General features: G+C 35.5%; 21 protein-coding genes. 8 read left to right on the plus strand and 13 right to left on the minus strand.

Annotated elements, in window-relative coordinates; genetic code table 11:
• Positions 1-191: 191 nt before the first annotated feature.
• A complete protein-coding gene (locus DF185_RS10970; RefSeq protein WP_110360795.1) occupies positions 192-1,523 on the minus strand; it encodes an MATE family efflux transporter in 1,332 nt (443 codons plus the stop codon).
• Positions 1,524-1,586: 63 nt separating this feature from the next.
• The gene (locus DF185_RS10975; protein WP_207784630.1) at positions 1,587-3,659 is read right to left on the minus strand and encodes a S9 family peptidase; all 2,073 of its coding nucleotides are present in this window, start codon (positions 3,657-3,659) and stop codon (positions 1,587-1,589) included.
• A 332-nt stretch (positions 3,660-3,991) separates the two neighbouring features.
• On the opposite strand from DF185_RS10975, the gene DF185_RS10980 reads away from it, so the two are divergent.
• The 3 genes from DF185_RS10980 to DF185_RS10990 are packed head-to-tail and all read left to right on the plus strand — an operon-like array spanning position 3,992 to position 8,485.
• Positions 3,992-4,924, plus strand: coding sequence for a hypothetical protein (locus DF185_RS10980; RefSeq protein WP_110360796.1), 933 nt, complete (start codon positions 3,992-3,994; stop codon positions 4,922-4,924).
• Positions 4,925-4,943: 19 nt separating this feature from the next.
• Entirely contained in the window at positions 4,944-5,363 is a 420-nt protein-coding gene (locus DF185_RS10985; protein WP_110360797.1) for a hypothetical protein, read from the plus strand.
• A gap of 53 nt (positions 5,364-5,416) precedes the next feature.
• A complete protein-coding gene (locus tag DF185_RS10990; protein ID WP_110360798.1) occupies positions 5,417-8,485 on the plus strand; it encodes an ATP-binding cassette domain-containing protein in 3,069 nt (1,022 codons plus the stop codon).
• A gap of 75 nt (positions 8,486-8,560) precedes the next feature.
• Here DF185_RS10990 and DF185_RS10995 read toward each other — a convergent pair whose 3' ends face one another.
• The 4 genes from DF185_RS10995 to DF185_RS11010 form a co-directional block, all read right to left on the minus strand.
• On the minus strand, positions 8,561-8,941 hold the full coding sequence (locus DF185_RS10995; RefSeq protein WP_110360799.1) for a DUF1987 domain-containing protein: 381 nt from the start codon (positions 8,939-8,941) through the stop codon (positions 8,561-8,563).
• Positions 8,942-8,960: 19 nt separating this feature from the next.
• A complete protein-coding gene (locus tag DF185_RS11000; RefSeq protein WP_110360800.1) occupies positions 8,961-9,500 on the minus strand; it encodes a SiaB family protein kinase in 540 nt (179 codons plus the stop codon).
• A gap of 90 nt (positions 9,501-9,590) precedes the next feature.
• Positions 9,591-10,757, minus strand: a complete 1,167-nt coding sequence (locus DF185_RS11005) for a THUMP domain-containing class I SAM-dependent RNA methyltransferase (protein WP_207784631.1) — start codon at positions 10,755-10,757, stop codon at positions 9,591-9,593.
• A gap of 198 nt (positions 10,758-10,955) precedes the next feature.
• On the minus strand, positions 10,956-12,569 hold the full coding sequence (locus DF185_RS11010) for a S41 family peptidase (RefSeq protein WP_110360802.1): 1,614 nt from the start codon (positions 12,567-12,569) through the stop codon (positions 10,956-10,958).
• Positions 12,570-12,674: 105 nt separating this feature from the next.
• On the opposite strand from DF185_RS11010, the gene DF185_RS11015 reads away from it, so the two are divergent.
• The gene (locus tag DF185_RS11015) at positions 12,675-13,406 is read left to right on the plus strand and encodes an Hpt domain-containing protein (protein ID WP_110360803.1); all 732 of its coding nucleotides are present in this window, start codon (positions 12,675-12,677) and stop codon (positions 13,404-13,406) included.
• A gap of 51 nt (positions 13,407-13,457) precedes the next feature.
• On the opposite strand, the gene guaA is transcribed toward DF185_RS11015, so the two are convergent.
• From guaA to rpsA, 5 genes are all read right to left on the minus strand, one after another.
• Positions 13,458-14,990, minus strand: a complete 1,533-nt coding sequence (guaA, locus tag DF185_RS11020) for a glutamine-hydrolyzing GMP synthase (protein ID WP_110360804.1) — start codon at positions 14,988-14,990, stop codon at positions 13,458-13,460.
• Positions 14,991-15,137: 147 nt separating this feature from the next.
• Entirely contained in the window at positions 15,138-16,385 is a 1,248-nt protein-coding gene (locus DF185_RS11025) for a C1 family peptidase (RefSeq protein WP_110360805.1), read from the minus strand.
• Positions 16,386-16,529: 144 nt separating this feature from the next.
• Positions 16,530-17,456 (minus strand): ribonuclease Z, encoded by a 927-nt coding sequence (locus DF185_RS11030; protein WP_110360954.1) that lies wholly within the window; start codon positions 17,454-17,456, stop codon positions 16,530-16,532.
• Positions 17,457-17,459: 3 nt separating this feature from the next.
• Complete coding sequence (locus tag DF185_RS11035; protein ID WP_110360806.1) at positions 17,460-17,819, minus strand: STAS domain-containing protein; 360 nt, start codon at positions 17,817-17,819, stop codon at positions 17,460-17,462.
• Between the two features lie 21 nt (positions 17,820-17,840).
• A complete protein-coding gene (rpsA, locus tag DF185_RS11040; protein WP_110360807.1) occupies positions 17,841-19,643 on the minus strand; it encodes a 30S ribosomal protein S1 in 1,803 nt (600 codons plus the stop codon).
• 318 nt (positions 19,644-19,961) lie between these two features.
• Between rpsA and DF185_RS11045 the strand changes: the two genes are divergently transcribed.
• Positions 19,962-20,534, plus strand: a complete 573-nt coding sequence (locus DF185_RS11045) for a PhnA domain-containing protein (RefSeq protein ID WP_110360808.1) — start codon at positions 19,962-19,964, stop codon at positions 20,532-20,534.
• Positions 20,535-20,610: 76 nt separating this feature from the next.
• Here the strand turns inward: DF185_RS11045 and DF185_RS11050 are convergent, their stop codons facing one another.
• Entirely contained in the window at positions 20,611-21,015 is a 405-nt protein-coding gene (locus DF185_RS11050; RefSeq protein ID WP_110360809.1) for a hypothetical protein, read from the minus strand.
• An 89-nt stretch (positions 21,016-21,104) separates the two neighbouring features.
• Positions 21,105-22,070 carry an SH3 domain-containing protein gene (locus DF185_RS11055; RefSeq protein ID WP_110360810.1) on the minus strand — a complete coding sequence of 322 codons (966 nt, stop codon included), beginning with the start codon at positions 22,068-22,070 and terminating at the stop codon, positions 21,105-21,107.
• Positions 22,071-23,044: 974 nt separating this feature from the next.
• Here DF185_RS11055 and DF185_RS11060 point away from each other — a divergent pair.
• From DF185_RS11060 to DF185_RS11070, 3 genes are all read left to right on the plus strand, one after another.
• The gene (locus DF185_RS11060) at positions 23,045-23,785 is read left to right on the plus strand and encodes a DUF6261 family protein (protein WP_110360811.1); all 741 of its coding nucleotides are present in this window, start codon (positions 23,045-23,047) and stop codon (positions 23,783-23,785) included.
• Positions 23,786-24,080: 295 nt separating this feature from the next.
• Positions 24,081-25,430, plus strand: a complete 1,350-nt coding sequence (locus DF185_RS11065) for a UDP-glucose dehydrogenase family protein (protein WP_110360812.1) — start codon at positions 24,081-24,083, stop codon at positions 25,428-25,430.
• Between the two features lie 69 nt (positions 25,431-25,499).
• The gene (locus DF185_RS11070) at positions 25,500-26,444 is read left to right on the plus strand and encodes a UDP-glucuronic acid decarboxylase family protein (RefSeq protein WP_110360813.1); all 945 of its coding nucleotides are present in this window, start codon (positions 25,500-25,502) and stop codon (positions 26,442-26,444) included.
• The last annotated feature ends 43 nt before the right edge of the window (positions 26,445-26,487 follow it).

Raw genomic sequence — 26,487 nt, forward strand, 5'->3', positions numbered from 1 at the left:
TTAAAAGAACAAGGAATGATGTTGAATGCTTAGCTTTTAATGTTGATACGTGAATGAACAATGTTAACAGCACAAGTTTCAATAGGGAAAGTTCTATATTCTACATAGAGAACTCAATTTTTAATGTTAAAAGTTCAACTTTTAATAGAAATTTCAGATTATTCCAGTATTCAACTTTTCACTCTTCAAATCTACACCTTGCTATCCTTCCAGTTGGCAAATTTCAAATACAACCAGGATCCAAAAGCCAAAAATCCAGCATAAAAATATTCCGACATCCATACTCCTGAAATCGACAATTGGAATACTTCAATCAGCAAATAAACCCCTCCCAGGTAACATGCAAGCACAACTATTTCAATGAGCATGGCATGAAATGTATTGCCTGTTCCTGAAACGCCTTGAAACAATGTAATAGCAATGGGAAATAATAAAGCTGCACCAAAAATCACATATAAAACAGGTTTGGTTTCTAAAATCAGACTTGGTTCATCTGTATAAATGGATATCACCAATTCGGGACTAATTAAACTAATCCCAACCAAAGCCAATACAGCTAAAAACGATAATTTTATGGTTCTAAAAATAACAGGCATCACCTCCTTCGGCTCTCCTTCGCCTAAAACCTGACTCACCAAAGTATTTGCCGCTGATGCAAATGCCCATACAGGAACCATAATCAGTACATATATGCTTCTGATAATATTGGAGATAGCCAATTCCCTCTCTCCCATTTTCTCAACCAATAAGAAGAACACAAACCAGCATGAAAGTGCCAGAAAATTTTGTATCATCATCGGAAAAGATACTTTTAACAATCGCGAGTACAATTCTCTATCAACTTTTGGAAAAACAAACAACTGGTACTTTTTAACAGGAGTTTTTCTAAAAGTATAAACCAGAAAAAACACCAACACACAAGCTTCTGCAATTACCGATGCTAATGCTGCTCCTTTAATACCCATTTCTGGGAAACCAAACTCACCAAATATTAAAGCATAATCGAAAAAGATATTAATGATTGCCATAAAAGCGGTACTCCAGCTGATCACTTTGGTTTTGGCAATTCCGATATAAAATGCCCGAAACAACAGGTTCACACAAGCAAATAAAATACCCCAGGCTCGCACAGAAATGTAGTCGGTACTGGCCTGAAATATGGCATCCGATTGAACAATCCCCTTTAGAATTGGAGGAGCTTGAATCTGCATAAAACCTAATAAAAGAACGGCCAATATCAACAGAAAATACAAAGCATGATCGAAGGTTTTTCCTACTCTTTCATAGTTTCCTTCGCCAAACCGACGCGCAATTACAATTTGGGTTCCTAAGCCGAATCCCCAACCAAGCATCACCACGGCAAAATAAAAGATAGTAGCGATAGCTGCAGCTCCTAATGCTACTTCACTTAGGTGTCCCAAAAAAGCAGTATCGGTTAATGCAATGATGTTCTGAGCCACACTTCCCAAAATAATGGGATAAGCAATCTTCCAAATGTTTCTATAGTCTGTTTGTATTCTCACGCTAAAATTCTATAAAATAAAAAGCCGGCTCCTTAATATTGAAGCCGGCGAAAATTAATTCTTTTATTTCAGATAATCATCAAAATAATTGCTGACTTTCTGCTTTAAGTGAATTCGATCTCGACCTCGAACATTGTGTTCTGCTCTTGGATATGGGAAGTAATCAACCTGAACGTTATTCTTGATACATTCGCGAATAAAATTCAAGCTGTGCTGCCACAAAACAGTTGGGTCAATAGCTCCCTGGCAAATTAAAAGTTTTCCTTTTAAATCTTTCGCTTTCGCAATTAATGAAGTTTTAGCATATCCTTCTGGATTTTCATCAGGAGTATCCATATAGCGTTCACCATACATTGCCTCGTACCATTTCCAATCAATTACCGGTCCTCCAGCAACTGCAACTTTAAATACGTCTGGATAATTCGTAATTAATGAAATGGTCATGAAACCACCATAACTCCATCCGTGAACTCCAATTTTATCGGCATCAACATATGGCAATGATTTTAAAAACTCAACACCTTTCATTTGATCTGCCATTTCTGGTTGTCCACACTGGCGGTGAATTACAGCCTCAAATTCTTTACCTCTGTTAGCTGAGCCTCTGTTATCCAGGATATAAAGCAAGTATCCGCTTTGAGCCATATACTGCTCCCACAAACGAGAACCTCCCATGTATCTGTTGGTTACCAACTGAGCATGTGGACCACCATAAACGTATACCACAACTGGATATTTTTTATTCGGATCGAAATCTGCTGGTTTAACCATACGATAATGCAAATCGGTAACACCATCTGCCGATTTTATAGTACCCAATGAAATTTCACCCAAATTGTAATCCTTCAATTTATTTTCTGCCTTCACCAATTCTTTTACGAATTTCCCTCTGGTATCAGCTACATTTATAATTCTTGGTACGTTTAGGCTACTGTAATTGTCCAAAATGTATTTCCCATCGGCACTTACCTGCACGCTGTGATATCCTTCATCTTTGGTTAATCTATATCTCTTACCTGTTTTCAAGTTCAACTTGTAGGCATGTCTATCAATCGGACTTACTTCGGTAGATACATAGAACATGTACTTTTCGTCTTTATCGAAACCTAATATTTCAGTAATTTCCCAATCGCCAGAAGTCAATTGCTTGATTAATTTTCCTTCGGTATTGTACAAATATGCATGATTGAAACCATGACGATTGTTGGTTTGATAAATGAACTGATTTGGTTTGTTCTTCAAAAATACCAATTTGTGTGATGGCTCAACCCAACGGTCATCTTTCTCTTCAAATAAAGTAGCTACAAAACTTCCTGTTTCAGCTTCATATTTGTTCAGTTTTGCATGATTCGAAGCACGATTCAATACCTGGATGTAAATGTATTTGTTATCAGCTCCCCAAGAAATATTGGTCAAATATTGATCTGATCCGAAGTCATCAGGCTTAATCCATGAAGTTTTCTTGGTATTCAAGTTGTAAACACCCAAGCTAACTACTTCACTACCCATTCCTGCCATAGGATATTTAATCTCTCTTAAATCGCCCACTCTGGTGTTGATATCAACCAAAGGGAAAGAAGTTACATTGGCTTCATCTTTTCTGTAGAATGCCAATTGCTTTCCATTAGGAGACCAGAAAATTCCTCCGCTAATGCCATACTCACTTCTACTAACTGCCTGACCATTGACTATATTTTTATCTGCATCAGTGGTAACAGCAATCTCCTGTCCATCTTTACCAGCAATGTACAAGTTGTTTTCAATGGTATAGGCTACAGTATTCGATGCATCACAAAAATCCTGATTTTCAGCTTTTGAGTTCATCTTCAGGTTAAGCAATACTTTTTTGGCAACAAAATCATAATGAATCAAAGCTCCTCGCAAGTTGAATTCCATCACATTTGCCGATTGCCAAGAAAAACGAGGCATTCTTTGTAATGATTCGATTTCATTCGCTTTTAAACCTGCATTCAGTTCTTCCAAACTTAATAATACCTTCGGTTCAGCTCCAGGTTTTGCATGCATAATTTTATTCTCTTTCACATAAGTGTACTCACTTAAATCTCCTCTCCAAGATAATTGTGATAAGCTTTCTGGATAAAATTGCCTCCATTGCCCTAAAATAGCATCTTCCATAGACAATTTTTTTGTCTGTGCCTCTAAGCTTAGGAAAACCCCACAATTAATTAATAAATAGACTAAAAGGAATATTCTTTTCATCTTGTTTAATTTGTTGTTAAATATCTTTTTAATTTTTTTTGCATTCAAATGTATCCTTTTTAGTATAAATACAGTAATAATGTTAGAATAAATTAATCAGGACGACTACCAATTGATTTGATATTTGTTAAAATCAAGTTGAAAAAACTACTGGATTAAATTACTAATCGTTTTCAAACAGGTTGAAAACAGCTGTGTAAATCGTGTTTTTTCTTCATAATTGGTTCAACTAATTAAAGAAAAAAGAAATGCCAAAGAAAAGAATCCCGAACAGTGTTAAATTTCTATTTTTAATAGCAATTGCAGCAATTGCTACATTTTTAATACTACAGCCTTCAGAAACCAAAAACAAAGAAGTAGCCATAGCACAAGAAACAGAGGCTGAAATCATGGCCGATGCGGAAAAATCAGGAAATATATTCAAGTACAACAACATCCTGTTTAGCTTACCATCACCGTATCAAATCTCCTTATTGCTTGAAAAATCAGGAATTTCGTACAATAAAGATTTGCTTAACTCAACTAAAAAGTCGGGCGATTACGTCGATAATTTTAGCAAAGCCATCAACTTTGGTGTTTATGGTTCTGATTTAGGTTATATCAACATTTACAAACAAACTCAGGATGCTGCAAGCTATTTTGCCGTTCTTAAAATTTTATCGCAAGAGATTGGTTTATACAATGCCATGGATAAACCAACTGTTGAAAGAATTGAAAACAATATCGAAAACAGGGATTCACTTTTGGTAATTGTTAGTAATACTTATCGCAAAATAGATAACTATTTAAAGGCTAATAAGCGTGAAAATACAGGTGCACTAATCCTCGCAGGAGGATGGATTGAATCTGTTTATTTGTTAACTCAACAAATAAAAGAAAAACCGAATGAAGAATTAATGGATCGGATTTCAGAACAAAAACGTCCGCTTGAAAACCTTATTAAACTGCTTGTTCCTTACTCTAACGAATCAAAAGACTATTATTTCTTGGTAGACAAACTAATTGACCTTGCTTACACATTCGATGAAATTGAAGAACAATACAAATATGTAGCTCCTATTACCGATTCGCATAAAAAACTTACTATTGTGAAAAGTAAATCTGAATTGATAATGAAAAAGAAACAGTTGGCTAAAATCACAGAAAAAGTTTCACTATTACGCGAGCACATTATTAAATAAACTGAGAAAACCTTTACATATGAAACTTAAATATACCATTATACTATTTTGTTTGTTATCCGTTTTTGCGCTGAGTGCAAGGGCGCAATCTGATGTTACGCTTAAGAATTGCACCAAGCATCTGGGAACTGAATTCATTTCGGATGGTCAACAATACAAAGCTTTGTTATCAGGAGGCGAAATTGCCGAATTTCATACTACTTTTTATGCTGGCAATCATTACAGAATTGTTGGTGCAACAGGTAAAGATGAAGGCAATGTAATTTTTTCAATTTACGATCAGGAAAATCATTTGATTTTCACCAACAGAGATCATAAAAATTCTCCTTACTGGGATTTTAAATTCGAAAACTCAATGAACTGCACTATCGAAGCCAAATTGAACCAAAAGAATGTAAGTTCAGGTTTCGTATTAATGCTAATTGGATTCAAACAATAATAAAACAACTACTCTTATATAAGGTTGACAACCTAAACTAACCCTACCATTCTATGAGCGAACGCATACTAAAAGCTTTAATGCAACTCTTTGCTATCATTGCGCATCCACAAAGTTCCGCAACCGATAGGCGTAGAATGGTATCCAAATATTTAAAGCAACATCTCGATCAGGAAACTGCTGAAGAATATTTGGTTCTTTACGATCAGCACTACGAAGAGAATCAAAAAAGAAAAAACAAAAAATCAAAAATAAAGAAATACACTTCGGCAAGCTCGGTTCGTGTTTTACGCATTTGTACCGAAATTAACGAAGAATTGATTATCAGACAAAAGGTTATTGTGCTGATCCAACTTCTGGAATTTTTAAATTCTGAAGATGAAATTAGTGAACAAGAATTTGCCTTTGTCGAAACTGTTGCCGACACATTTAATCTTCCTAAAGAAGGCTATGAAAGACTTCGAAACTTTGTCCTTAATGATTTTGCTGAAATTAAACCATCAAGCAGATTACTCACTGTAAGTAATTCTGAGTCGAATCATGAAATTGGAGAACATTACTACTCGCCTGGGTTAATTGGTAAAATCAAGATTCTTAGATTACAAACCGTAGATATGTTTGTAATGCGATTCAAGGGGATTGACGAATTATTCATGAATGGTCAATCGTTGAATTCAGATCGTGTACATGTGCTAAGTCAAGGATCATCTATTCGTAACCCTAAAATCGATCCTATTTATTTTAGCGATATTGTTGGTACATTTTATCGTGATAACAATCAAAAAAGAGTAGTTTTTGAAGCTCAAAATATAGAATATCGATTCAAAGAGGATAATATCGGTGTACATGACCTTTCGTTCAAGGAAGAATCGGGTAAAATGGTTGGAATTATCGGATCGAGTGGCGCAGGTAAAACCACCCTATTAAACGTTTTAAACGGATCGGCTCAACCAAATAAAGGAAATGTTGTAATTAATGGTTATGATATTACTTTCGATAAATCGAAACTTGAAGGTGTAATTGGGCATGTATCCCAAGATGATTTGTTGATTGAATCGCTTACTGTTTTTGAAAACCTATACTATAATGCGAAACTTTGTTTTGACAAACATAGTAGTTTTCAATTAATCAGGCTGGTTTTAAAACTTTTGAAAGATTTAGGCTTATACGAAGCCCGTAATCTGAAAGTAGGAAACCCTTTAGATAAAAAGATTAGTGGTGGACAACGCAAAAGATTGAACATTGCACTGGAATTGATTCGCGAGCCTTCGGTTTTATTTCTTGATGAACCAACATCCGGTTTGTCATCAAGAGATTCAGCCAAAATTATGGATTTGCTGAAAAACCTGGCTTTAAAAGGCAAATTAATTTTTGTAGTCATTCATCAACCTGCTTCGGATATTTTTAAAATGTTCGATCGCCTGTTGATATTGGATACTGGCGGATACCTTATCTTTAATGGAAATCCACTAGATGCCATTACCTATTTTAAATCGCAAACTTTACGAGCGAATCGTACCGAAAGCGAATGTAATTCTTGCGGTAATGTTGATGCTGATCAGATATTTAACATCGTTGAATCAGAAGTTCTTGACGAATATGGCAATCCTACACAAGTGAGAAAAGTTTCCCCTGTTCAGTGGTATCAAAGGTTTAAGGACCATAATAATAATGGCAAAGACATAGAAGATACGAAGGAATTACCGCCAGTGAGCTTTAAAATCCCTTCAGCTTTAAAGCAGTTTTGGGTATTTACCAAGCGAGACGTAATTTCAAAATTTGCCAATCGTCAGTATTTGTTCATCAACCTGTTCGAGACACCTTTGTTGGCATTAATTCTATCCTACATTATCAAGTATTATAATGTAGATGCAGGCAATGAGCTTGGCTACACTTTTAGCAACAATAGCAACATGCCCGTTTACCTGTTCATGGCAGTTATTGTGGCTCTATTTATTGGCTTAACCTTAAGTGCTGAGGAAATCATTAAGGATAGAAAAATTCTGAAAAGGGAACGCTTCTTAAATCTCAGTAAATCTGGATATTTAATTTCGAAAATTGTAATTCTATTTACAATTTCAGCCTTTCAGGCATTTTTATTCACTCTCATAGGCAATTCCATACTGGAAATCAAGGGAATGTTTTTTGAGTACTGGCTTGCCCTATTCAGTGCCTGGTGTTTTGCCAATATGCTTGGTTTAATTATATCCGATAGCTTTAAAACAGTAATTACAATCTATATCCTAATCCCATTTATACTGATTCCTCAGCTGATACTTAGTGGTATAATTGTGAAGTTTGATAAATTAAACCCTAACATCTCCGCTCCAAACTCTATTCCTTGGTATGGAGAAATAATTACAGCACGTTGGGCTTATGAAGCATTGGCAGTAAAACAGTTTAAGGATAATCAATTCAATGCAAATTTCTACGTTTACGAAAAGCTAATGAGTAAAGCCGACTACCGTAAAAATTATTGGCTTCCTATTCTTAAAAACAAATTAAACGAGTGTGAAAGGTATTTAAACCAAGCCGATAAACTTGAAAAATTAGAATCAAACCTGGTTTTATTGAGAAATGAATTATCTCTTGAAGATTTGGATAATTTGGCCTTTCATTTTGAAAGAATGGATTACCTGTCTCCTATCAAATTAGATGATTTAACAATTAAAAATCTGCGCTCCTATTTCGACAAATTGAATCGCTACTACATTAATTTGTATAATGTTTCGAACCGAAAAAAGGATGAACATTTGGTTGAAATTCAGAAACAATACGACAACAAACAAGAGTTTGTTAGAATGAAGAAAGAATATTCAAATGAAAGGTTAACCGAGTTTGTACGTAACAGCAACGATATTGAAAGAATCATAGAGTATAATGATCGATTGTATCAAAAGATTGATCCGATATATCGAGATCCTGAGTGCAAATTTCTTAAAGCGCATTTTTATGCACCACAAAAGTGCCTATTCGGCAAATACTACGATACCTATTGGGTAAACATTATTGTGATTTGGTGCTCGAGCATTGGCCTATACCTTGTATTGTATTTTGGCTTACTTAAAAAAGCTTTGGGTATATTCGAACAACGGATTAAAAAAAGGAGTTATAATTCTTAAGACCTAAATTGAATGATATAAAAAAACTGCAACCTAATAGATTGCAGTTTTTTATTTATCTAATTGAATAACATTTTATTCATCATCCTCAATCATATTAAAAGGAATCTTTACAATAGATTGATAATCTTCACCAGCTTCCAACATGTCCTCATCATCCATTTCGTAATGCCAGTTGATGATCACTTTTTTTCCTCGTTTAAAAACGGTTTCCAATTTCTTAAATACGTCCAAAATACATTTCGACGAACTGGTGTTAAAATATTCTAATCTAATCGAAACTTTAGTTTCTTCCTGTGGCTCGTTGATATACGAATCCAGCCACTCCATAACAGGCTTGTAAAAATCAAGCGAGTTTTCTGGAATTGAACGACCTTCAATTAAAAAAGCTCCATTAGCTCCATTAAAATTAATACTTGGAGTTTTTGGGCTACCTTCTAAAACTAGTGAATTCATGGAAGTTATACTTTAAGTTTTATATTACAACATCAATAGAAAGGAATAAATAGTCGGCATTATAATCAATAAACTGATATTCCATATTATTGCCACTTTTCCTGGCAATCTCTACCATTCCTAAACCGCCTCCTCCTTTTTCGGAGAATTGCTCATTATTTAATATGATTCGATACAAATTTCGGGTTTCTTCTGACGACAAAGTATTGATCTGATCAATTCTATCACGAATTAGCTTTAGGCCTTCAATTTTTATGAAGTTCCCCACGCTAATGCGATATTGCATTCCTTCATCTCTTAAAATAAGTACTCCAAATTTGTTGTAATCAACATTCAAATCAGCAGGTACTTCTCCATGATGATGAAGATTTTGCACCAACTCAATTAAAACATTAAAAATTTTTTTGAAAATTTTCGGAGACTCGTCCTTTGCTTTAAGAATCCTCTCAATCGAATTTAGAATTCGAGTAACATCCTCATCATCAATTCTGCCTTTGTAATCAAAAATAGCATCTTCATCTATTTTTTCTTCATACCACTGATTAAGGTCAAAATTCATAAATTATTAGGCTTAGGGTTACTCAATAACAAAATTAGCAAATTATCTCAGAGTTAAAAGTGAAGCAGGATCAAATTTCCTGCTTAGCTCTTATTTATCTTTCTTATAATTATCCTTCTTTTTACCTTCGAACATGCTGTATTTTTGGAATTTACATTCCAGCGCACCATTATAAAGTGTAATTTTTCTTGATGGACGCAATCCTACACTGTCGAAACACTCTTTTCCATAGCTTAAAATCCAAGCATCATAACCAGCAAAGTTGTGCTTTAATCTTTCTCCAATCATAGCATACAATCCTTCTAAATCTTTTGGTCGTAAACGCTCTCCATAAGGTGGATTGGTAATCAACAGTCCTTTTTCAACAGGTGGAACAAACTGTTGGAATGGAGTAACATTCAGTTTAATTTTTCTTCTTAAACCTGCGTTACGGATATTCTCCTCTGCAATTTCCATCGCTTTATCAGAGATATCAGCTCCAATAATTTTTCCTTCGTAATCAACCTCAGTTTCTTCATTGTAGATATCATCCCACATATCCTCATCGAAATCTTTCCATTTTTGGAATCCAAATTCTTTACGATACAATCCAGGAGGAATATTGTAAGCAATTAATGCAGCTTCAATCAAAATGGTTCCCGATCCACACATTGGGTCAATAAAGTTAGATTTCTTATCCCAACCAGAAAGTAAAATTAAACCCGCTGCCAACACTTCATTAAGTGGAGCTGCTGTTTCTCCTACACGATATCCTCTTTTGTGCAGCGATTCCCCTGAACTATCTAGGGAAACTGTACAAGTATTTCTATCGATATGAATGTTAACACGTAAAGTAGGATTCATCATTCTTACCGAAGGGCGATCGCCAGTAGCATAAAAGAATTGATCTACAATAGCATCTTTTACACGATAAGTGACAAATTTTGAGTGCTTAAAGTCATCTGAGCTAATTGTACTATCAATAGCAATGGTGTCTTTATTTGTAATGTACTCACTCCAGTCAACTTCCTGAATTCCTTTGTACAACTCGTCGGTATCGTGAGCTGTAAATTTGTGAATTGGTTTAATAACTCGGGTGGCAGTTCTCAAATGCATGTTTGCCTTATAAAGTAAGGTTTTATCCCCCACAAAGCTCACCGCACGTTTTAAAATTCTAATCTCCTCTGCGCCTAATTGTTCCAATTCATTAGACAATACTTCCTCTAAACCATGAAAGGTTTTTGCAATTAATCTGAATTTACCCGAGTCTGTTTTCACAACCATCTTTTTAAATCTACGTCTAAACTATTTCAATTATCAAATCAACGAAAACGTCTTTTCTTAACAAATTTAAAGCACTTGTCTTTGATTCGATTTTCGGCTACAAAATTAATCTTTAACACCTAAAAACATAGGCTTTTAATCAGATATTCAAAAAAAAAGCCGAAAGCGATGCTTTCGGCTCATAATCAGCAATTACTCGCTAATCAATTCGGTATCGTATAATTTGGGATTTTTGAGTACCTCTATGGCTTTTTGAACAAATTCGTTCTTGCTATTCACAATTTTATAATACTCGGTACTCTCCCATAAATCTCTTGCCAACAACGCCTTTACATGCAACTTGATATCGTCCAATACTGCATTGTAATCCTCTTCAGTTTTTTCAATTCCTTCTTTTTCTCCCAAAGCAACAATTTCTGCCATCATTTCATCGCTTACTTCGAAATTCTTCGCGAATGGTTCAAATTTTGGATACTTCTTTCTTAATGATTCAAGGTTTTTATCCATATAGTTCACCACATAAGGGTAGATAACATTTTTACGAACCAATAGATTGAAATATTTATAGTTTGCAGTTGTATCAATAGGAATAAAAATATCTGGCATAATTCCACCACCACCATATACTGTTCTTTTCTTTACAAGTGTATTGTATTTTAAAGAATCAGGAAAGTGAATACTATTAGCATTAATCATTTCTCCAGATTTGTATCGCTTCAAGATATCCAAATGATAATCTTCCAGACCATTTTCATATGGTTTTTGAATACATCTTCCTGTTGGAGTATAATAATGCGCAGTTGTTAATCGAATCATCGAACCATCAGAAAGTGGAAATTGTCTTTGCACCAATCCCTTTCCAAATGTTCTACGACCTATAATCACACCTCTATCCCAATCTTGAACTGCTCCCGATACAATTTCAGAAGCTGATGCTGATCCTTCATCTAAAAGAATTACAACTCTTCCTTCTTTAAAAATCCCTTTCGCGGTAGAAATATTCTCTCTTCTTGGAGTTGATAATCCTTTAGTATATACAATTAGCTTTTCTGCATCCATAAACTGATCAACCATTTCAATGGCAGCGGTCATAAATCCTCCTCCATTGCCTCGCAAATCAAGAATCAGATCTTTCATTTTTTGAGCTTTTAACTTGGTTAAAGCCTCTAAAAATTCATCGGAAGTTGTGAGAGCAAATCGGTTTAACTTCATGTATCCAATTTGCTTGTTAATCATGTAAGCAGCATCCAAACTATGAATTGGAATTTTATCGCGAGTAATTACAAACTCTAACAACCCCTTCTCTTTCTTCCTCTTTACTTTCAGGTTTACAATCGTACCTTTATCTCCACGTAAACGCTTATGCACATCAGTATTTTTCATACCAATCGCAGCAACATTTTCGTTGTCAATCTCTATGATTCTATCACCAGCTCGAAGTCCAACCTTTTCTGATGGTCCACCAGGAATCGTTGCTACCACCATTAATGTGTCACGTAACAAGTTAAATTGAATTCCAATTCCACTAAAACTTCCTTGCAAGGCCTCATTCATCTCTTTAATCTCATCCTTGCTAATATAGATTGAGTGAGGATCAAGTTCAGCTAATATTTTTACAATTGCATCCTCAGTCAGCTTCTCCACGTTTACAGTATCCACATAAAATGCATCAACTAAAGCCAATAAATTTTGATATTTAATTGCCTGCTGTTTCACTGATTGAGCATTAAGTGTTCCACAAATTGCAAAAACACTTAAGAATAAAAGCGTAAAGCCATTCCTCAAAAATTTTTTCAAACTACTCATATAAATTATGCTTTTTAATAAATTTTGCGCAAATTGATTGTACTTTACAGAACCTGACGAAAGATACAATCTTTTTAAGAAATACGGGCATTGAATTCAACAAACATGAAACATAAAGCCAATATATTACTGCTTGGATTTACTTATTCATTAAGTATTGAATCTCTGCCTGAAATTAATTTTTCTAAATGTGATTCATTTGATGAATTAACCGAATTACTTCTTTCAAATGAATACAAGTTAATTATCTCGAAATTTAAACTTGGTGATAAAACAGCTTTAGATCTAAATGAAACTTTAGAGTCATTACAAAACTATTTTTCTGATTCAGAATCATTCAAATTACTCGTTTTAACCTCAACCGAAGAGGAGGATAATATTTGTAAGGTAAATAAACTTTTATATTTCCCTGAGGAAATGAATCTAAAATCGTTAATTCTAAAATTAATTGATTTACCCCGCGAACCCAAAAAGACAGACAAAGATCTTGCCATTATCGATTTCAATGAGCTTTTTATCAGAGTTGATAACAATAGAGCCTTCATTAAAGAGGTTATTGAAAAGTTTTTTAGCATTAAAGAATCTCGAATATTAGAAATTCAGACCCCTTTAGAAGATGGAGATTATAAAAAAGCTAAAGATTCTGCTCACAAGCTAAAAGGAGTTTTAGCCAATTTCTCCATGCATGAGGCCAAGGCAACAATAATTGAATTAGAACAAATAATACTTTCTGAAGATGCCGTAAAGTCACTTACCAAATTGAAGGAGTTGAATGATAAAATTGAAATTGCGAAAGAATTCTATTTGTCAAATCAGAATCAATTCGAAACCACATAAAAAAACGGTAGCACCTTTAAAGTACTACCGCCATATCATGTTTTAACAAATTTATTCCCACTCAATAGTTGCTGGTGGCTTAGAGCTTACATCATAAACAACTCTATTAACACCTTTTACATTATTGATGATTTTGTTTGAGGTTTTAGCAAGAAACTCATATGGCAAATGCGACCAGTCTGCAGTCATACCATCAGTAGAACCAACCGCACGAAGAGCAACAACACTTTCATAGGTACGCTCATCTCCCATTACTCCTACAGATTGAACTGGCAACAACATAGCACCTGCTTGCCAAACTTCATCGTACAATCCATCTTCTTTCAAACCTGAAATGAAAATATCATCAACTTCTTGAAGAATTCTCACTTTTTCAGCAGTAATATCACCAAGAATACGAATACCTAATCCAGGACCTGGGAATGGATGACGACTAATAAATTTATCTTCAAGTCCCATACTTCGTCCAACACGACGTACTTCGTCTTTAAAAAGCAATTTTAGTGGTTCTACCACTTTTAGCTTCATATAATCAGGCAAACCACCTACATTATGGTGAGACTTAATGGTTTGAGAAGGACCTCCTGTAACTGAAACGGATTCGATTACATCTGGATAAATTGTTCCCTGGCCTAACCATTTTGCATTTTCTACTTTATGTGATTCCTCGTCGAATACTTCCACAAATGCATTACCAATGATCTTACGTTTCTTTTCAGGATCTGTAACACCAGCCAAAGCAGAAATGAACTTCTCTCCTGCATCAACACCAGTTACATTTAAACCTAAGGTTTCGTATTGTTTTAGAACATTTGTAAACTCGTTCTTACGAAGTAAACCGTTATCAACAAAAATACAATATAGATTTTTGCCAATTGCTTTGTGCAATAACATAGCAGCAACAGTAGAGTCTACACCTCCTGAAAGAGCCAAAATAACCGACTCATCACCAAGTTTTTCTTTCAACTCTGCTACTGTTGTTTCTACAAATGCATCTGGAGTCCAATCCTGTGAACATCCACAAATGCCAACAATAAAGTTCTCTAATAAAACAATACCTTCTGTACTGTGATAAACCTCCGGATGGAATTGAATACCATAAGTTGTTTCACCTTCAATTGCAAAAGCAGCATTTTCCACGTCAGCGGTACTTGCTGTTACTTTATAATTTGCAGGCATTCTTTCTATGGTATCACCATGCGACATCCAAACCTGAGAATTCAAGCTAATTCCTTTTAAAAGAGCACAGCTATTATCAACCGAAGTTAAGTTAGCACGACCATATTCTCTTTTGTTTGATGCCATTACTTCACCACCAAAGCAGTGAGCCAAATGCTGAGCACCGTAACAAACTCCAAGAAGTGGTAATTTGCCTTTTATTTCTGATAAATCTGGAATTGGAGCTTTTTCGTCTCTCACTGAGAACGGACTTCCTGATAAAATAACACCCTTGATCGACTCATCGATAGCTGGTGGATTATTATAAGGATGAATTTCACAATACACGTTTAATTCACGAACACGTCTTGCAATTAACTGAGTGTACTGTGAGCCAAAATCTAAAATCAGAATTTTTTCCTGCATAAACTTACAAATTGAGGGTTGTTCAGTAATCTTATTTGGCGTACAAAGATACACAAATTTGTGACTTTAAAATGCCTTTATTAAGAATTCAAAAAACAAGTTTAGAAGAAAAAAAGAACCCCTGAGGAATTCCTCAGGGGCCATATATTATTTAAACTTCTTAAGTAAATCTTTTACTGCATCTTTATGAATGGTATATCCCATCATTTTCAGCTTCACATAGTCTTCATGGAAGAAGTAATATCCAAACTCAGCTGAGTTTTCATCGATATTACGAGAACCAGAACTTGAATCCTTAATCAAATACCAATCTTTTCCTTCTTTGTCAACATAGTAACCTACCAAGTGCATACCATGATCATCAGTAGTTGATCCGTTAGAGAAACGGAACTGACGAGCATCTTCGTTAATATATGCCGATGGAATATCAAAACTAGGAACCATTGCACAATTTGTTGTTCTCAAGAAACCAGCTTCCGAAACATCTCCACCAATACTCATGGTGTAACCTTTACGAATTGCTTTCTTAATTGACTCCATGTATTCGTCAAGAGGAACATTATAATACTCTTCCGAATGCCACCAGTTATCAGGCACTTTGTATTCAACTTGCTTCCAGTATGGCTCTTGCTTATAAGAAAGAATTTCTACATAATCGTCAGGATTCAATTTCAAATAATCTTTCAAATAAGTTTTAGGTGTATACTCTTTACCTTCTACAGTAAATTTTGTTGGAGGAGTTCCCATATAATGATCCATGATCGATTTGATTGTAGCCAATGCTTCTTCTTCGTTCCATGCATTGCTTTTTTTCAAACCATTCAAGAAAGCCATCATTTCAGTATACATTTTCTCATGAGTATGAAATTTTCTTCCATTCAATAATCCTGTGTAAGCCGATTGAGGACAAGCACCATAAATCTTCCACATTCTTGCTACAGAATTACCTTCAGCTCCTTGTCCGAACATCGAATCTCCTCTTTCCTGAATAAAACGACGAGCTTTTTCGATATACTCACAGTAAACCGTGTACAATTCTGAGATATCCACTTTCTTTTTGTGTAAACGATAAACCTCTGATTCATAAAAAGAGGTAGTAGAAAAACACCAACATGTCCCTGTATTTCCTTGAGAAATGGTAGGGTAAGCCCACTCCGTATTGTCTTTGTACAATTCAATTTTATTCGGAAGATCATATGAACTCTGATCCATAAAGAAACGCTTGTCAACAGCTTTCTTTTCCAGTTGAGCATCAACCATTCTAATATCCTTTAAAATAGAATTTTGATAATAACCTGGTTCGTACTCTTTAAATTTAGATTTGTCTTGTTTTTGTTGAGCAAAAACAGATGAACTTACAGCTACAGCCATAAGCACGATTAAAATCTTTTTCATGTTTGTTGGTTTTAGTGTCAAATTTAACAATCGAACTTAAAGACTTCTTCTTAAAGAAATCATATAAATTCTTTCGAGATGCTAAATTATAAAAAAGTTGATTGCTTATAACCTGAGTGCGAATAAAAAATCGGGTTTATTCCTTTAGCGATTAAGTTCTATAGAGAACTTTTTACCGTCTTCAGCCAAATGAGTATTTTCGAAAACAGATTTTGCCTCTTCCAAGTGAGCATTCAATGTTTTAAATCGAGATGAGAAATGCCCTATAATCAATTTTTTTGCATTGGCTTCATCAGCCACTTTGGCTGCCTGTTCTGCTGTAGAGTGATAGGTAGCTTTTGCAAGCTTTGCCTCGGTTTTTAGAAAAGTTGCCTCATGATACAACAAATCCACATTTTCAAGAATAGGGATAATCTTCTTGTATGGAGCTGTATCTGTGCAAAAAGCATAGGAACGTGTTGGAGGAGGATCTTTGGTTAGCTTCTTATTAGGAATTACTTCACCTTCTTCGGTTACAAAGTCTTCTCCCATTTTTAAAGATTGGCGACAACGAATTGGAACATTATAATAGTCCAACAAATCAGCATTCAAAGTACGAGGTCTATCCTTCTCTTTGAATAAAAATCCGGCACACGGCATTGCTCCATGCTTTAATGGGAAAGATTGAACAATTACTTTATCATCTTCGAAAAGAGTTTGTGTTTCTTTTCCAAAAATGGTGTGGAAATAAATATTGTATTGCTTCTTGGTTTCAAGAAGTTCCAACTGGAATGTAATCAACTTCTCGAGCTTACTATGTCCATATATATGCAAATCGGATTTTCGCCCTTGAAGAGCATAGGTAGAAAGTAATCCGATTAAGCCAAATATATGATCGCCATGAGTATGCGATATGAAGATATGATTGATCCGACTCATCGGAACACGAAATCGCTTCATCTGAATCTGTGTACCTTCACCACAGTCAATTAAAAAGAACCGCTCAAGTACATTGAGCACTTGAGCGGTTGGATATCTTTTGGTTGTTGGTAAAGCAGAGTTACTGCCTAGAATAGTTACTTCAAATTTCACCAATTACTTGTTTAATTCAATTTGAGCTTTCATAGTAGAAACAGCCTCATCCATATTGAAAGCAATATTTAGAACTGAATCCAACTGTGAAATAGAAACCAATCTTTCAACAGCAGGCTGCAAGCCGTAAAGAACAAATGTTCCATTGGCATTTTTACACAACCTATTCGCTACAAGAATTGCACTAAGACCAGAAGAATCACAATAAGTACATGGGGTCAAATCCAAAAGAATATTTTTCTCACCGTTTCCAGAAATTAAAACCAATTCTGATTTTAAAGCAGGAGCGATATGAGTATCCAATTTGTCTTTCAATACCTGCACTAAAGTGTATCCATCTTTCTTGTCAATCTTGAAGTTCATAGTTACCTTGATTTTTTAAAATTATTCAGCGTCTTTACCACCTTCTAATTGCGATTTAAGAGCAGCTAATTCTGATATATCACCTAAGGTAGTCTTTTCTAGTGAATCTTTCACTTTTTTAACACCTTTTTTCGTTGATTTAGCAGCTTCTTTCTTCGCAGCAGTCTCTTCAGCTTTCTTCACATCTTCGAAAGTTCTTGAGTGTGAAAGGATAATTCTCTTAGCAGCTTTAGAGAATTCAATTACTTTGAATTGTAATTTCTCATCAACTTTAGCTTGAGCACCATCTTCTTTCACAAGGTGACGTGGAGTAGCGAATCCTTCAACACCGTAAGGAAGAGCGATAACAGCTCCTTTTTCGAATACTTCTACGATAGTACCTTCGTGGATAGAATCAGTTGTAAAGATTGTTTCGAATACATCCCATGGATTTTCTTCCAATTGCTTGTGACCTAAGCTTAATCTTCTGTTATCCTTGTCGATTTCAAGAACTTTAACTTCGATTTCAGCACCAATTTGAGTGAATTCAGCTGGGTGCTTCACTTTCTTAGTCCAAGAAAGATCTGAGATGTGGATTAATCCGTCAACACCTTCTTCGATTTCTACGAATACACCGAAGTTAGTGAAGTTACGAACTTTAGCAGTGTGCTTAGAGTTAACAGCATATTTAGTGTCAACCTCAGCCCATGGATCAGCTTTCAATTGCTTGATACCAAGAGACATTTTTCTCTCTTCGCGATCCAAAGTTAAGATTTGAGCTTCTACTTCGTCTCCAACTTTCATGAAATCTTGAGCAGATCTTAAGTGCTGTGACCAAGACATTTCAGAAACGTGAATCAAACCTTCAACACCTGTAGCGATTTCAACGAATGCACCGTAGTCAGCCATAACAACTACTTTACCTTTTACAGTATCACCTACTTTCAACTCTGCATCAAGAGCATCCCATGGGTGTGGAGTAAGTTGTTTAAGACCTAGAGCAATACGTTTCTTATCGTCATCGAAGTCAAGGATTACAACGTTCAATTTCTGATCAAGCTCAACAATTTCGCTTGGGTGAGTTACTCTACCCCAAGATAAGTCTGTAATGTGAATCAAACCGTCAACTCCACCCAAGTCGATGAATACACCGTATGAAGTGATGTTCTTAACAGTTCCTTCCAATACCTGACCTTTTTCAAGCTTAGCGATAATTTCTTTCTTCTGTTGTTCCAATTCAGCTTCGATAAGAGCTTTGTGAGATACAACAACGTTTTTGAATTCGTGGTTGATTTTAACAACTTTGAATTCCATAGTTTTACCAACGTAAACATCGTAGTCGCGGATAGGCTTAACGTCGATCTGTGAACCTGGCAAGAAAGCCTCGATTCCGAATACGTCAACGATCATACCACCTTTAGTACGACATTTGATGTAACCTTTGATAATTTCATCATTTTCAAGAGCCGAGTTAACTCTATCCCATGAACGTAAAGCGCGAGCTTTTTTGTGTGAAAGAACTAATTGTCCTTTTTTGTCTTCTTGAGACTCAACGTAAACTTCAACAGTATCACCAACTGTTAATTCAGGATTATATCTGAATTCGTTTAAGCTTACAATACCATCTGATTTGTAACCAATATTGATTACAACTTCTCTTTTGTTCAAAGAAATAACTGTACCGTCAATTACTTCTTTTTCAGCAACTGTTGATAACGTTTTATCATACATTGCTTCTAATTCGGTTCTCTTTTCACCTGCGAAACCATCTTCGTTAGTGAAAGCATCCCAATCAAATTCTGCATCTGGTGCAGAATGGTCAACTTTTTTGTTTTCTTCAACCATGTGTTAAACTACTGATTTACTAATAAATTAGACATTATATATAAAATTCCGTGCAAAAGTATTAAATTATTCCGGAAGAGTATACAAGTTACGATATTTTTTTCGCAAAATCTTGCAATAAAACATGTCCTTAGAGGGGAAATGAGCTATTTAGAAAGCTTTATTTAAATTATGAATTATAAATGATAAATTATGAATTCATCCCCCACGCTATCCTTTTCACTACTCCTCGATTAATACATTTTTTGTGATTTAAACTGGCATTATTTCATTTCTCCCTTACCTTTGCAGCAAATTTCGAAGAATAATCAAATAACAATGAGCTTAGAAAAAGAATTACAGTCACGCTCTTCGGTTTGCGAATTGTGTGGTGCCAGCGAAGGTTTAAAGCCATACGAAGTTGCTCCATCAAACGGATCGGCCGACCAACACATTTTGGTTTGTGGAACTTGCCACGAGCAAATGGAAGATAAAGATAAAATGAATGCCAACCACTGGCGTTGTTTGAATGACAGCATGTGGAGCACAGTTCCTGCTGTACAGGTAATGGCTTGGAGAATGCTGAACCGCCTAAAAGCTGAAGGCTGGCCTCAAGATTTGTTGGACATGCTTTACCTGGATGAAGAAACCATGGCTTGGGCACAAGCAACAGGCGAAGGCGAAGAGGATGAAGACAAAGTAAAACACGTTGACAGCAATGGTGTAGAATTGCAAGCTGGCGATAGCGTAGTATTAATTAAAGACCTTAAAGTATCGGGTGCAGGATTTACTGCAAAACGTGGTACTGCAGTGCGTCGCATCTCTTTGGTTGCCGACGATCCAACTCATATCGAAGGACGTGTAGAAGGACAGCAAATTTATATTTTGACCAAGTATCTGAAGAAAATGTAAGTTTGAGCTGTTGGCTATTAGCCTTTAGCAAAAAACAGGAACTCTGATTGGAGTTCCTGTTTTTTTTATATCATATCTAAATTCGTCGCATTTTGATCCACTTCTTTCTAAAAACGCTTATTGCTACAACAAGTCCTATTAGTAATAATGTCATAAGTAATAACATGACATTCTTCCAAAAATCACCAACTCCATCCATAAAAGCAAAAACACTCAGCAATGGTACAATTGCAGGTAAAAATGGCAACACTCTATTATAAAACACCCTCCCATTCACTTCAACTACATCACCCTCTTTAAGGTCAGATAAACTTTTGCTACCACACCAGCTAATTTTAGCACAAAGTTCTCCTACCGAATCAAGTTCAAGCTCTTTTTCTTCTCCATTTTTTAACTCAGTAAGCTTTTTACCATTTAAATAAATCCGATAAGGTACATTCCTGTTTATCCTTTCAGCAGGACGTTTTAGAGTGATTTTCATTATTAATGATTTGATTTAGGTTTTTAAAGGTAGTATACATATTATCAAGAAGCAATTTTCCTACATACAAACTTTATATGGTATATTCCCTATTTGAATTTTTTAAGGTACCGCGTAAAAACCCATCCTTGAATAACAACATCACTTTCTGGATCTGACCAACAAACCAAAGTCCAATTTCGTTTCTTTTGCTTTATTTCAACAACCTGACTAAAATTGAACCTTCCAACAACAGCAGATTTGGTTGTTGGTTTCAATCTCACATTTAAGATATCACAGTTGACAAACCGATACTTATCTCGAATAAAAGAAAAGGGAACTATTGCTTTTACCTTTTGACTGAGTTCCTTTTTAATAATCTTTTTATCTGAAACTGACGACTCATTTGATTTTGGTAAAAGATATGGATTTATCATATCTGTGATATAATTAATAAGCAATGGAAAAAGAATAGTAAATAAGAATATTTTAAATTTTGAATCTCTACTCGAATCAATCTTCTTGCAAATCTCAATTATTGCAGGATCAATTTTCTCATCCACAACATCACTTACAACTTTGCTTACGCGATCAATTTCAACTCCGACAACACTCTTTATTTGTTCTGAACCTGTAGTTAAAAAGCTATTCTCGGACCTATTCAATCCTAAACCAAGAACACTTGAACTTCTTAAATAATGGGACTTTTCCAACATTCTATTTAATCCTCCTAATTGCCTAAAAACTCTAGTAGAATCATCCAACGCTTGATTCAACCCTCCCATTTGCGTGAACATTCTATTGTGGTTTTCTAACACAATATTTAATCCTCCCAATCGTGTGATCACCTTATCGGAATTTTCAAATATTCGATTCAATCCCCCCAATTGCTTGAAAAATCTATTATAATTCTTTAATGCATGATTTGATCCGTCCAACCTTGCAACGGTTCGATTAACAGCACTCAAAGTTTGGTTCAAAGTGCTTCTATCGATCAACGTTCTATTGACCACTTCAGAAATCCTTGACACATCTTTAATAAAATCAAACTCATCATCTCTCGATCTTAAATCCATATTTAATCTATTTCAAAAATATTTAATCTCAAAGGTATCAAAACTATGAACACATAAAGGCACATCTCAAATCATTCTTTACTACCTCTCTCGCTAATTAAAGAGATTGATCACTACTTATACTTTTTGAACCCCAACCAAACACCTCCTCACCCCTTCCCAAGTTTTTTGAATAAGATCAAACAAACGGAAAATGGCTTCCTGACTTTTTTGAGAGCCATCAACAAAGTTCGAAAGGGCTTCTCAACTTTTTTGAGGACCACCATGAAAGTGCGAAGGCACTAACTGACTTTTTTAAGGACCAACTCGTATTGAGATATGCACTTCCTGAACTTTTTGAACATCATCAAGCATTCGCGAGAGCACTTCCTGGATTTTTTTTAGGCCCATCAACAAGTACTAATGGCATTTCCTGACTTTTTTTAATCTTCTCGCACATTGTGGTTTCCTTATCCTGTCAGCAAAAATGAATTCCACAATCAAGGACAGGCTTCAAAAAAGTTGGGAAGTGCGTTCGTGCACATAGGATGACATTCAAAAAAGTAGAGAAGTACCTTCATGCACAAAGGATGGCATTAAAAAAAGTTGAAAAGCTCCTTCCTCTGCATAGATCTGCACTCAAAAAACTCAAGTAATGAATCGCAACAGCAAAGTTTACTTTCAAAAAATTGAAAAAGCAAGTCCATCATAATCAAATCCTTTATCATGAACTGAATTAATATCATCAATATAAAAATGAACTCATTTTTTTTGCTTTTTACAGAGCCCTTGAATTATCTGGCCCGAAAGGTAGACTTATCAATAAACAAACCCTCAGCTCAAGAAAAACTTTCCCTATTTATTTGTATTTAAGAACATAAATCCATAAATTCAATTTCCATATGTTAAACCTACCCGAAACCCAATATGATACTCCCTTACAAAAGCTAGTACCGAGGGCTTCGTTTTTTATGTAATTTTAAAACGTAGTATTCATGAAAGCATTTCCATTTGCCCACGCAAAAGTTGACGAAACGTACAACTACTCCCTTAATGTGAATAACATTATTACTCCTCTCAATCCAGAAGATACACATCTATCTGCGATTAAAGCAAGACTTACCCCTTGTATTGAAAAACTTGACAAGGCTCACCTAAAGCCAAGTACCAAAGTGGACACTAAAAAGCTTAGGGCCTTAGACAGAGTGAGAGATAAAATTTTTAGAGGCTTTCGCGATTATTGCGGGGCATATACGCTCTGCAACGAAGAAGACAAAGAAGCTGCTGCCGAGCTGCTGGTGGAAAGCATTAGGCTGCATGGATGGACTCTATATTCAGATAGCGATGCGGTTGAAACCTCTCGTCTTGAAAAATTACTTGCCGACCTTACAGGCTATGAAAACTTATCGGCAGCCATTGTAAAAATAAATGCTACCGATTGGCAAACGAAACTAACGAAGGCTCATAACGATTTTAAAAATTTCTACACCAGTAGAAACGAAACACAGGCACAAAGAGAACATACTGATAGTCAAGAAGCCATTAATGCTCTGAAAAGAGAAATGAGCTTGCTGTTTAAATATATCGATACCATGGCGGATTTAAATGTAGATCAATCCTGGATAGATGCCCGCTATGAAATTGACGAGTTAACTTCTAGCCAGATTAGTCAAATTAAATCGAGAAAAACCCGAAATAGCAACGAAAAAGAAGAAACTGAAGATATTCAGCAATAGCTGAATAAATGCCATAAGTAAATTTAAGTTGTAGCATGAAGGCTGTCTATTTTACATGGGCAGCCTTTAATGATTATAGCCGAACAAACAATCAACCTAAAGCTCTTTAGATTCTCAACAATATAAATTTTAACTGATTATGAGAAACTATTCTTTGAATCTTCCGTAATAAAATAACATTAGCCGCTAAAGTGGCAAAAATGCTGCTATTTAGAGACTATTACTTTAATTTATTTTGTTTTAATTTACGGATCGAAAACACAATCCGTAAGCAATCACTTAAAAAACTATCTATATGAACATTACTATTGTTGGTACAGGTTACGTTGGTCTTGTTTCGGGAACCTGTTTTGCAGAAACTGGTATTTCCGTAACTTGTGTTGATGTTGATCAAAAGAAAATTGACAACCTAAACAAAGGCATTATTCCGATATATGAACCAGGCTTAACACCTATGGTGAAGCGAAATATGGAAAAAGGCCGTTTATCTTTCTCAACCAGTTTAAAAGATAGTATCACTGAAGCCGATGCGGTATTTATTGCAGTGGGGACACCACCTGACGAAGATGGTAGTGCTGATTTGCAATATGTACTTGGTGTAGCCCGCGAAATTGGTAAGCATGCGCAACATTACATGGTGGTGGTAACCAAAAGTACCGTACCAATTGGAACTGCTAAAAAAGTTAAAGCTGCCGTTCAGGATGAGCTAGACAAAAGAGATTCAGACTTGACTTTTGATGTTGCTTCGAACCCTGAGTTCCTGAAAGAAGGTGCTGCAATCGATGATTTCTTGAAACCTGATCGTGTGGTGATTGGTACAGAATCGGAGAAAGCACAGAAAGTAATGAAGAGATTGTACAAGCCATTCCTGATGAACAATCATCCTGTTATTTTTATGGATATTCCATCTGCCGAGATGACCAAATATGCAGCCAATTCGATGCTTGCAACAAAAATCTCATTCATGAATGATATCGCAAACCTATGCGAAATTGTTGGTGCTGATGTGAATAATGTTCGCAAAGGTATTGGTTCGGATTCTCGTATCGGAAATAAATTTATTTATCCTGGAACAGGTTACGGTGGATCATGTTTCCCTAAAGATGTTCAGGCATTGGTTAAAACATCCGAACAAGAAGGACACCCTCTTGAAATTCTTAAATCGGTTGAATTGGTTAACAACCGACAAAAAAGTGTTCTTTACAAGAAGGTAATGTCTCATTTCGATGGAGATATTAAAGGCAAGAAATTTGGTATTTGGGGATTATCCTTTAAACCAAACACAGACGACATGCGCGAAGCTCCTGCATTGGTAGTTATCGACAAACTTCTTAAAGAAGGTGCTGAAGTTGTTGCCTACGATCCTGTTGCAATGGAAGAGTGTGAAAGAAGAATTGGTGATTCAGTTCAATATGCAAAAGATCAGTACGAAGCATTAATTGATGCTGATGCTCTTATTGTAATCACCGAATGGAACGAATTTAAAGTTCCTAACTTCCGTGTAATGGAGAAATTATTGAAGAATAAGATCATTTTCGACGGACGTAACATATACGACATCGAGGAAATGAAGGACAATGAGTACACCTACTACTCTATCGGTAGAGAAGTTATTGGCGTGGAAGATAAAGTTCTTGCTAAATAATTAAATTAATCATTAATTTTACAACATCAATTCCTCCCAAATTCTTGGGAGGAATTTAACTATACACACATGAAACGAGTACTAGTTACCGGAGGTGCAGGATTCATTGGATCTCACCTATGCGAGCGCCTTCTTAAGGAAGGAAATGATGTAATTTGCCTTGACAACTATTTTACCGGCTCGAAAAAAAACATTGCTCATCTTCTTGATAATCCATACTTTGAATTGGTACGTCACGACGTTACGTCTCCCTACTTTGCCGAGGTCGATGAAATTTACAACTTGGCTTGTCCGGCATCACCAGTTCATTACCAATACAACCCAATAAAAACCATTAAAACATCGGTTATGGGAGCCATTAACATGCTTGGGTTGGCCAAACGTGTAAAGGCAAGAATTTTACAGGCATCTACCAGTGAAGTTTACGGTGATCCTGAAATTCACCCACAAACAGAAGATTATTGGGGTAATGTAAATCCAATAGGTATTCGTTCGTGCTACGATGAAGGAAAACGTTGCGCCGAAACTTTATTTATGGATTATCACAACCAAAATAATGTTGACATTAAAATCATACGTATTTTCAATACTTATGGCCCAAATATGAATCCTGATGATGGACGTGTGGTATCGAACTTTATTGTGCAGGCTTTGCAAAACGAAGACATTACCATTTTTGGAGATGGATCGCAAACCAGAAGTTTCCAGTATGTTGATGATTTGGTAGAAGGCATGTCGAGAATGATGCAAACCCGTCATAACTTTACAGGGCCAGTTAACATCGGAAATCCAAATGAGTTTACCATTTTGGAATTGGCTCAAAATGTAATCGAATTAACCAATTCAAAATCTAAAATCATTAACCTACCTTTGCCACAGGATGACCCTACGCAAAGACAACCAGACATTAGTCTTGCCAAAAAGGAATTGGACAACTGGGAGCCTAAGATTCAATTAAGAGAAGGATTACAAAAAACCATCACTTATTTTGATACTCTTTTAAAAGATCAATAATACAATTAAATAGAACGGCCAAAAACAAAGAATGCATAAGCAT

The sequence above is a fragment of the Marinifilum breve genome (assembly GCF_003202155.1).
Classification (GTDB): Bacteria; Bacteroidota; Bacteroidia; order Bacteroidales; family Marinifilaceae; genus Marinifilum; species Marinifilum breve.

What these genes read in the sequence shown, in the direction of transcription:
- DF185_RS10975 (WP_207784630.1), bottom strand. Translation starts at nt 3,659, where the DNA reads ATGGAAGATGCTATTTTAGGGCAATGGAGGCAATTTTATCCAGAAAGC.
- DF185_RS10980 (WP_110360796.1), top strand. Translation starts at nt 3,992, where the DNA reads ATGCCAAAGAAAAGAATCCCGAACAGTGTTAAATTTCTATTTTTAATA.
- DF185_RS10985 (WP_110360797.1), top strand. Translation starts at nt 4,944, where the DNA reads ATGAAACTTAAATATACCATTATACTATTTTGTTTGTTATCCGTTTTT.
- DF185_RS10990 (WP_110360798.1), top strand. Translation starts at nt 5,417, where the DNA reads ATGAGCGAACGCATACTAAAAGCTTTAATGCAACTCTTTGCTATCATT.
- DF185_RS10995 (WP_110360799.1), bottom strand. Translation starts at nt 8,941, where the DNA reads ATGAATTCACTAGTTTTAGAAGGTAGCCCAAAAACTCCAAGTATTAAT.
- DF185_RS11000 (WP_110360800.1), bottom strand. Translation starts at nt 9,500, where the DNA reads ATGAATTTTGACCTTAATCAGTGGTATGAAGAAAAAATAGATGAAGAT.
- DF185_RS11010 (WP_110360802.1), bottom strand. Translation starts at nt 12,569, where the DNA reads ATGAGTAGTTTGAAAAAATTTTTGAGGAATGGCTTTACGCTTTTATTC.
- DF185_RS11015 (WP_110360803.1), top strand. Translation starts at nt 12,675, where the DNA reads ATGAAACATAAAGCCAATATATTACTGCTTGGATTTACTTATTCATTA.
- guaA (WP_110360804.1), bottom strand. Translation starts at nt 14,990, where the DNA reads ATGCAGGAAAAAATTCTGATTTTAGATTTTGGCTCACAGTACACTCAG.
- DF185_RS11025 (WP_110360805.1), bottom strand. Translation starts at nt 16,385, where the DNA reads ATGAAAAAGATTTTAATCGTGCTTATGGCTGTAGCTGTAAGTTCATCT.
- DF185_RS11035 (WP_110360806.1), bottom strand. Translation starts at nt 17,819, where the DNA reads ATGAACTTCAAGATTGACAAGAAAGATGGATACACTTTAGTGCAGGTA.
- rpsA (WP_110360807.1), bottom strand. Translation starts at nt 19,643, where the DNA reads ATGGTTGAAGAAAACAAAAAAGTTGACCATTCTGCACCAGATGCAGAA.
- DF185_RS11045 (WP_110360808.1), top strand. Translation starts at nt 19,962, where the DNA reads ATGAGCTTAGAAAAAGAATTACAGTCACGCTCTTCGGTTTGCGAATTG.
- DF185_RS11050 (WP_110360809.1), bottom strand. Translation starts at nt 21,015, where the DNA reads ATGAAAATCACTCTAAAACGTCCTGCTGAAAGGATAAACAGGAATGTA.
- DF185_RS11055 (WP_110360810.1), bottom strand. Translation starts at nt 22,070, where the DNA reads ATGGATTTAAGATCGAGAGATGATGAGTTTGATTTTATTAAAGATGTG.
- DF185_RS11060 (WP_110360811.1), top strand. Translation starts at nt 23,045, where the DNA reads ATGAAAGCATTTCCATTTGCCCACGCAAAAGTTGACGAAACGTACAAC.
- DF185_RS11065 (WP_110360812.1), top strand. Translation starts at nt 24,081, where the DNA reads ATGAACATTACTATTGTTGGTACAGGTTACGTTGGTCTTGTTTCGGGA.
- DF185_RS11070 (WP_110360813.1), top strand. Translation starts at nt 25,500, where the DNA reads ATGAAACGAGTACTAGTTACCGGAGGTGCAGGATTCATTGGATCTCAC.